Origin of the sequence: Plantactinospora endophytica (assembly GCF_016862915.1) — a bacterium.
Taxonomy (GTDB): Bacteria; Actinomycetota; Actinomycetes; order Mycobacteriales; family Micromonosporaceae; genus Plantactinospora; species Plantactinospora endophytica.
In genome coordinates this window covers 247293-255899 of record NZ_BONW01000008.1, presented here as the reverse complement: position 1 = coordinate 255899, position 8607 = coordinate 247293, and the positions used below count along the sequence as shown (strand labels likewise).

Here is an 8607-nt window from a genome sequence, read left to right as displayed (position 1 = left end):
GCGGCAGGGCCGGTCGGGACAGCGGGCGGGCCGGCACTGTCGGATACCCCGGCGGCACCAGCGAGAGAGGAAGCCCGGTGACCCGGTTCGGTTGGTTCCTCGGGCACGAAGAGTGGCAGCCCGAGTCGCTGGTGACCCAGGCGTGCCGGGCCGAACAGGCCGGCTTCGACGCGATACTCGTCTCCGACCACCTCCAGCCCTGGGTGGACGACGCCGGGGCGGCCGGGTACGGCTGGGCCACGCTCGGCGCGATCGCCGCGTCGACCCGGCGCGCCACCCTGGTCTCCGCAGTGGCCTGCCCGCTGTTCCGCCAACATCCCGTGCTGGTCGCGCAGGCCGCCGCCACCCTCGACCGGCTCTCCGGAGGCCGGTTCGAACTCGGAGTCGGCACCGGGGAGGGCATCAACGAGGCACCGCTGGGCCGATTTCCCGGGTACCCCGAGCGGCTGGCCCGGATGACCGAGGCGCTCGGCCTGCTCCGGCCCCTGCTGGCCGGCGAGACGGTACGGCAGCCGGACGGGGCGTACTACCCCGTCTCGTCGATGCGGTTACACAGTCCGCCGCTGACCCGGGTGCCGGTGCACCTGGCGGCGGCCGGTCCCCGCTCGGCGGCCACCGCAGGCCGGCTCGCCGACGGGGTGCTCAGCTCGGTCAAGGACCCCGAACGCACCGGCCGGGAGGTGGTGGACGTGGCCCGGGCGGCGGCAGCGGCGGCGGGGCGTACGCCACCGAGGGTCGTGCTGACCAGCTTCGTCGTACTGGCCGACAGCGACGACGAGGCGATGCGTGCCCTGCGGCCCTGGCGCGGCCTGCGTACGCCGGGTCGCCTGGTCGCGTCCAGCCCGACCCGTCTGCGGCAGCGGGCCGACCGGCTGGGTCGGGAGCGGATCCTGGCCGGCTACCGCCGGGTCGCCGAGCCCCGGCAACTCTTCGACTTCTGTGCCCGGCTGCTCGATCGGCTCCGCCCGGACGTGCTCGCCCTTCAGGTCGCCGCGACGGACGGCACCGCCGCGATCGACCGCTGCGCCGAACTGGTCGACCGGCTGCGCCAACGGCGCTGACCTGCGGCTCGGCACCGTCCGAGCACTGTGGACAGGGACGGTACGTCGATCGCCCCGAGCGCACGATTCGAACACATGTACGATAGAATATCGAGGTGTACGACAGCCGAGACCAGGCTGGCGGCTACGCCCGCCTCGCCGCCCGCCAGCCCACCGACCGCCGACTCGTCCTCGCCCGGGTGCACCGGATCGCGACCGACTACGCCGGCGGTTACCGCGAGGGTCTGGACCGGGCAACCGCCCTTGCCGAACTCGCCGATCTCGCCGCCGATCCCGACCTGCTCGCCCAGGCCGCGGCCATGCACGCCGTCGCCGACAACTGGTATGCCATCACCGCCGTCGACCTGTTGCTCGAGGCCGGCGCCCCGACCCCGCTCGTCGACTCCTACCTGGACGCGGGAGTGTGCGCCGAGGACGATCTCGACGCGGACGGGTGACCGATCCGTCGATCCGGCCCGGGGCACCGTGGCCAGAAATCGATCTTGAATTCGATCATGGGCCGGGGCTACATTCACTGCACCGTAATCCCGAGTTCCCGCACCGTGACCACGTTTCCCTCGACGGTGACCCACCCCGCGGTCCGCGCCGGTGATGTCGGCCCGGACCGACGCAACCAGGAGGACCACATTGGATAGTCGTGCCGACTTCCCCGCCGCCGGCAACCCGGACGAGCGCCCCGCGAAGTCCCCGGTGACCCGACGCCGGGCGCTCGCGCTCGGCCTGGGCGGCGCCGCCGCCCTCGCCACCGCCACGCCGGCCTGGGCGGTGACCGACCAGCGTCCCGGCGCCGTACGCCCGCCGAACCTCGGCGTGCACGACCGGCTGGTCGCCGGCCGGGTCTCCGCCAAGCGGGCCCTGGCACACCTGCGGCACCTCTCCGAGAAGATCGGTCCCCGCATCGGCGGCACCTCCTCGGAGCGGACCGCCGCCCGCTACCTCGCCGACGAACTCGACGACCTCGGCTACCGGACGAGCCTCCAGCCGTTCCCCGTCGCCGACAAGTTCCTCGGCCAGCTCAGCTCCCGCCCCGGCCTGCCCGACGACCTGAACTGGCAGGTCGGGGCATCGCCGCACGCAGCGCTCGACACCAGGGTCACCGCTCGGGTGGTGGACGTCGGCGCCGGAGCGCCGGAGAACTACCCGGCGGACGTGGCCGGCAAGGTCGTACTCGTCGACTACGTCGCGGCACAGCGCGAGGCCCTGGTCGCCACCGCCGTGGCAAAGCAGGCGGCGGCGGTGGTCTTCCTCCCGGCCGACCTCGTCGAGCCCCGCCGGGCGCAGGCATTCGCGCCCACCCTCCCCGGCTCGGCCACCACCCCGGTGCCGATCCCGGTGGTCGGTGTCGCCCAGGCACAGAAGCACCGGCTGCGGGAGCGACTCGCCCACCGTCCGCTGACCCTCACCGTCGCCACCTCGGCGCACCGGGGGCTCACCTCGCACAACGTGCTGGCCGAGCGGGCGCCGCGCTGGGCCGGGCCGAACAGCCCGGTGGTGATGGTGAGCGCGCACTACGACACCGTGATCGGCGCACCGGGCGCCAACGACGACGGCTCGGGTACGGTGCTCTGCCTCGAACTGGCCCGGGTGCTGCGGAGCCTGCCGGTCGACGCGACCGTCCGGTTCGGACTGTGGGGCTCGGAGGAGCAGGGGCTGATCGGTTCCCGCTACTACGTCGCCCAACTGCCGCAGGCCGAGCGGGACCGGATCGTCGCCGTCTACCAGAACGACATGGTGGCCACGAGCTGGGATCCGGCGACTCGCTACTGGCTGCTCTCCTTCGACGGGCTGGCGAACCGGGCCACCGACGAGGTGACCGCCGCCGCGACCCGGCTCGGCTACCAGCCCCGGATCTCGCCGGTGACGCTGCGCGGCTCCAGCGACCACCAGTCCTTCCAGGAGGTCGGCATCGCCAGCGCCAACTTCTCCTGGCGAGGTGAGGAGTCTCCGGCACTGCTGGAGCCGCCGTACCACAGCCCCGAGGACACCATCGAGAAGAACATCAGCCTGTCCCGGCTCCAGGTGTCGCTGGAGCTGATCGGCGCCGCGGCGTACGCCACTGCCCGTCGGCCCTGACCGCGACGCCGGCCCGGTCGCCCGGGCCGGCGTACCCGCTGTCCGGCCGCGCCGCACGGTTCAGCCATGAGATCCGCATGGCTAAACCGTGCGGCGCGAGCCTGCCGGTTGGCCGGCGGCGCCGACAGCCTGGAGCCATGACACCGACGACGCGGGACAGCACCGCCCGGAACACCCGACCCGCCGGCACCGCCGGAACCACCGAACCTGCCGGCAGCCCCGGGACCAGCGACCCCTCCGGCACCGCCGCAGACAACGAACCCTCCGGCACCGCCGGAGACAGCCAAGCCGCCGGCACGGCCGGGGAGAACGAAGCCGCCGGCACCGCGCCGGTCCGAGCCGGCTCCTCCGGTACGCATCCGCGCCGCGCCGCCACCCGTCACTTCCTCCGGCACCTCGCCGAGATGACGATCGCGATGATCGCCGGAATGCTGCTGCTCGGCCCGGTGTGGCAGGTGCTGGCCGGCGCGCTCGACGCCGTCACCGGGCTCAGCCTGGTCGGCGTCCTCGACCGCCCCGACGTCGCCGTGCTGGTGATGGCCACCGACATGACGGTGGGGATGACTCTCTGGATGCGCCACCGGGGTCACCGGTGGCGCCCGGTCGCCGAGATGGGCGCGGCGATGTACCTGCCGTTCCTGATCTTCCTGCCGCCGTACCGGCTGGGGATGGTGGACGCGGAGTTCCTGATGATGGCCGGGCACCTGCTGATGCTGCCGGCCATGCTGGTCGCGATGCTCGCCCGGCGGGACGAGTACACCGGGTGGCACCCGACCCGCAGGCAGGTGGCGGACCCGACCGTCGCCGCCCCGGCCAGCGGTACCTCCCGACGCCTGGTCGGGCTGCTGAAGCGTCGCTGGCCGACCTGGCTGGCCCTGGTGGTCACCATCGACAACTGGGGCGACCCGCTCGTGCTGGACGCCTGGGTGATCCTGATCCTCCCGCTCGGCTACCTCGCCATCGGCGCGGTACGCCGACAGTTCGGCGACCGACGGATGCTCGTGCTGCAACTCGCCGGGCTGGCCGGCTACCTGCTGCTGGTCGGTGTCGCCGTGGCCGCCCCGGACGACCTGGGCCGGTATCTGGTCGGCGCCGGTTGGCTCGCCCACTCGGTCTGGGACTACGCCCACCACCGGGCCAACCGGGTGGTCCCGCGCGGATTCTCCGAATGGTGCGCCGTCTTCGACGCGGTGATCGGGATTACCATCCTCCTCGCCTAGCCGGACTTCCCCGCGACCGGGCCCGCGACAGGTGACAGACGCCCCGGTGGAGTCGGATCGGTGGAAGACGGATGGGTGGACGGGCTCGCCAGCCGGTGCTGGTTTAGGTTAGCCTAACCTTCAATTTCGACCCGACCGGCGATCCAGTTCGACCGACCGTCGAGCGCGCCAGCGAGGAGCACCAGCGTGCGGACCGGCAGTCCCACGGCACGTACGGTACTGACCGGGGCCATCACCGGCCAGCTCCGGCAGGTACTGGCCAGCGCCGGGCTCAGCGCCAGCCACCAGGCCGGCGAGGCACTCGTACCGGTGCTGATCGGAGTGGTGATCGACCGGGCCGTCGGCCGGGGCGGCCTGGTCGACCTGATCGGCTGGATCGGCGTACTGGCCGTGGTCTTCGCAGTGCTGTCGACCAGTTTCCGGCTCAGCGCCCGTACCGGGGAACGCGCCGTCGAGCAGGCCGCGCACCAGCTCCGGCTCTCCCTCACCCGACGGATCCTGGACCACCGGGGCGGGGCGGAGACCGGTCGGCTGCCCGGCGCACTGGTCGCCACCGCGACCGGTGACACGGATCGGGTCGGCACGGTGAACCGGGCCCTCGCCGCCGGGATCGGGGCGTTCACCGGCCTGCTGGTCGGCGGCGTCGCCCTGCTGGTGGTCTCGGTACCACTCGGCCTGTTGGTGCTGGTCGGCGCACCGCTGCTGCTCTGGCTGGCCCATCTGCTGGGCCGGCCGTTGGAGCGGCGCAGTCACGCCGAGCAGGAGCGGGCGGCGTACGCCTCCGGGGTGGCCGCCGACCTGGTCGCCGGCCTGCGGGTACTCAAGGGTCTCGGCGCGGCACCGGCGGCGGCCCAGCGCTACCGGCGGACCAGCCGGGAGTCGCTGGCCGCCACGGTCCGGGCGGCCCAGGCCCAGGCCTGGTACGACGGCACCCTGCTCGTCATCACCGGACTCTTCGTGGCCGCCGTCGGTCTGCTCGGCGGCCGGTTGGCGGCGCAGGGCGACCTCACCGTCGGGCAGCTCGTCGCGGCGGTCGGCCTGGCCCTGTTCCTACTCGGACCGCTCTCCACCTTCGGCTGGGTCAACGCCGAGTTCGCCCAGGGTCGCGCCTCCGCCGACCGGATCGCCTCGGTACTCGGCGCACCTCCGGCGACGCCCGCCGGGAACGACTCCCCCGGCACCCCGGTCTCCGGTCGACTCGACCTGCGCGACGTCCGGCACGGCACGCTGCGCGACGTCAGCCTGCACGCCGCACCCGGCGAGCTGCTCGGCGTCGTGGCGACCGATCCGGCCGCCGCCGACGACCTGCTGCGCTGCCTGGGCCGGGACGTCGACCCGGACGCCGGCACCGTCGAGCTGGACGGGGTCGGGCTGCACACCCTGGACCCCGAGCGGCTGCGCGCCGCGATCCTGGTCGCGCCGCACGACGCCGACCTGTTCGAGGGCACCCTGCGGGAGAACGTCGGCACGCCGGCCGCCGCCGAGGCGCAGGTACGCCGGGCGCTGACCGCCGCCGACGTGGACGAGGTGGCCCGGGCCCTGCCGCAGGGCATCGACACGCCGCTCACCGAACGCGGACGGTCGCTCTCCGGCGGGCAGCGCCAACGGGTGGCGCTGGCCCGGGCCCTGGCCGCCGAGCCGGCGGTACTGGTCCTGCACGACCCGACCACCGCCGTCGACGCGGCCACCGAGGCCCGGATCGCGACCGGGCTCCGGGAACTCCGGCAGGGCCAGACCACGCTGCTGGTGACCGCCAGCCCGGCACTGCTCGCGGTCACCGACCGGGTGGTACTGCTCGACGACGGCGCGGTCCGGGCCGAGGGCAGCCATTCCGACCTGGTCCGGCAGGACGCCGGCTACCGGGCGTCGGTGCTGCGGTGAGCGTGCTCGCCGGGCGGACGGCCCGGAGACGACGACACCCCGTCGGGTGGCGGTCCGCGACACGCAAGCGGGTGACGGGAGGAGTTCTCCGATGAGCCAGCCCTCCGGGACCGACCAGCCCTCCGGGACCGACCAGCCCTCCGGGACCGACCAGCCCTCCGGGACCGAGCAGACTTCCGGCACCGAGCAGACTTCCGGGACCGAGAAGTTTTCCGGGACTGGTCCGTCGGCTCGGGAACTGCTGCCGACGGCGACCGGTCGGCAGGTCCGGGCCACCCTGGCCGAGTTGCTGCGCCCGCGCCGCTTCCTGGCCGGCCGGGCCTTCGGCCTGCTCGTCGGCTCCACCGCGATCGGACTGCTCACCGCACCGCTGCTCGGGCACATCGTGGACCTCGTGGTCGACGGGCGTCCGCCGGGCGCGATCACCACCCCGACGTTGCTGCTCGGTCTGGTCGCGGTGCTACAGGGAATCACGCTGGCACTCGGGCTGTCCCAGGTCGCCCGGCTCGGCGAAGGGATGCTGGCCGACCTGCGGGAGCGGTTCATCGACCGGGTACTCGACCTGCCGCTGGAGCAGGTCGAGCGGGCCGGGTCGGGCGACCTGACCGCACGGGTCACCGGCGACGTCACGGTGGTCGCCGAGGCGGTCCGGAGCGCGTTGCCGCAGCTCGCCCGGTCCGGCCTGACCATCGGGCTGACCCTGGTCGGGCTCGCCGTACTCGACTGGCGGTTCCTGCTCGCCGCGCTGCTCGCGGTGCCGGTGCAACTGCACACCGCCCGCTGGTACGCCCGCCGCGCCCAGCCGCTCTACGCCAGCCAGCGGGTGGCACACGGCGCCATGCAGCAGCAGTTGCTGGACACCGTCGGCGGTGCTCGGACGGTACGCGCGTTCCGGCTCACCGAACCGCACCTGGCCCGGGTCTCCGGCAGTTCGGTCGCGGCGGTCGAGCTGACCCTGCGCGGGATTCGCCTGATGACCCGGTTCTTCGGCCGGCTGAACCTCGCCGAGTTCATCGGCCTGACCGCCGTACTGGTGACCGGATTCCTGCTGGTGCGCGCCGACGCCGTCTCGGTCGGTACGGCGTCCGCCGCCGCGCTGTACTTCCACAACCTCTTCGGCCCGCTCAACGCGGCACTGAGCCTGGTCGACGACGCGCAGTCGGCCGCCGCCAGCCTGGTCCGGCTGGTCGGCGTGACCCGGCTGCCGGCGCCCCGTCGGCCGGAGCAGCGGCCGGTGCCGGTCGACGGGACCGTGGAGGCGAAGGAACTGCGGCACGCGTACGTGCCGGGGCACGACGTACTGCACGACGTCACGTTCAGCGTGGCGCCGAACGAGCGGGTCGCCCTGGTCGGTGCGAGTGGTGCCGGCAAGACCACGCTGGCGAAGCTGATCGCCGGGATCCACCGGTCCGGCGGCGGCAGCATCCGGCTCGGCGGTGTACCGATCGAGGACCTCGGCGCGGCGGTGGCCGGACGGACGGTGGCCCTGGTCAGCCAGGAGGTGCACGTATTCGCCGGTCCGCTCGCCGAGGACCTGCGGCTGGCCGGGCCGGACGCCACCGACGAGGAACTGACCGCCGCGCTCGACACGGTCGGCGCACTGGGCTGGGTACGCGCGCTGCCCGACGGGCTGGCCACGGTCGTCGGCGACGGCGGGCACCGGCTGACGGCGGCGCAGGCCCAGCAGCTCGCGCTGGCCCGGCTGGTGCTGGCCGCGCCGCCGGTGGCGATCCTGGACGAGGCGACCGCGGAGGCGGGCAGTGCCGGTGCCCGGCAACTGGAGACGGCGGCGGCACGGGCGCTGGACGGGCGTACCGGGCTGGTGGTGGCGCACCGGCTGACCCAGGCCGCCGCCGCGGACCGGATCATCCTGCTGGACGCGGGACGGGTGGCGGAGACCGGAACGCACGACGAACTCGTCGCGGCCGGTGGCCGGTACGCGGCGCTCTGGGCGGCCTGGACCGGCACCCGGGAAACGCACGACGGCACCCGGGAGACGCAGGACGGCCCTCGGGAGACGCAGGACGGCACCCGAGAGACGCAGCAGCAGGACGGCACCGGGGAGACGCACCGGCAGGTCAGCAGCCGGGAGGCGCACCGGCAGGGTCCGGTTCCGGGGCAGTGGCAGCCGGAGCCGCCGACGCCGGCCGCCGAGCACTGAGGATGCGACCCGCACGCCGGGTACGGCCGAGACGCCAGCGTACTGGTTGAAACGATAAGAATCGGCTGGTCGTGGCGATCGACCGGACGATACGGGCCGACGATACACCGGCCGGTGCCGGTGTGCCTGTCGGTGAAGGAAAGCAGTGGCTACCGATTGACGGCCCCGGGATGACCCGCCACAATCTGCACCAGTGTGATCGCTAACATCG

At 73.7% G+C, this 8607-nt stretch carries 6 protein-coding genes; all 6 read left to right on the top strand.

Translation table 11 applies throughout. The features are described 5' to 3' along the window. On the top strand, nt 1-1061 hold a 1061-nt coding region (locus tag Pen02_RS10605), incomplete at its 5' end, for an LLM class flavin-dependent oxidoreductase (RefSeq protein WP_203865772.1). Nucleotides 1062-1156: 95 nt separating this feature from the next. Then, a complete protein-coding gene (locus Pen02_RS10600) occupies nt 1157-1498 on the top strand; it encodes a hypothetical protein (protein WP_203865771.1) in 342 nt (113 codons plus the stop codon). A 190-nt stretch (nt 1499-1688) separates the two neighbouring features. Continuing rightward, on the top strand, nt 1689-3134 hold the full coding sequence (locus tag Pen02_RS10595) for a M28 family peptidase (protein WP_239140428.1): 1446 nt from the start codon (nt 1689-1691) through the stop codon (nt 3132-3134). A 137-nt stretch (nt 3135-3271) separates the two neighbouring features. Beyond that, on the top strand, nt 3272-4354 hold the full coding sequence (locus tag Pen02_RS10590; RefSeq protein ID WP_203865769.1) for a hypothetical protein: 1083 nt from the start codon (nt 3272-3274) through the stop codon (nt 4352-4354). Between the two features lie 186 nt (nt 4355-4540). Beyond that, nucleotides 4541-6235, top strand: a complete 1695-nt coding sequence (locus Pen02_RS10585) for an ABC transporter ATP-binding protein (RefSeq protein WP_203865768.1) — start codon at nt 4541-4543, stop codon at nt 6233-6235. A gap of 91 nt (nt 6236-6326) precedes the next feature. Then, nucleotides 6327-8396, top strand: a complete 2070-nt coding sequence (locus Pen02_RS10580) for an ABC transporter ATP-binding protein (RefSeq protein WP_203865767.1) — start codon at nt 6327-6329, stop codon at nt 8394-8396. The last annotated feature ends 211 nt before the right edge of the window (nt 8397-8607 follow it).

Coding starts and splice junctions, on each gene's coding strand:
- Pen02_RS10590 (WP_203865769.1), top strand. CDS start 3,272: ATGACACCGACGACGCGGGACAGCACCGCCCGGAACACCCGACCCGCC.
- Pen02_RS10580 (WP_203865767.1), top strand. CDS start 6,327: ATGAGCCAGCCCTCCGGGACCGACCAGCCCTCCGGGACCGACCAGCCC.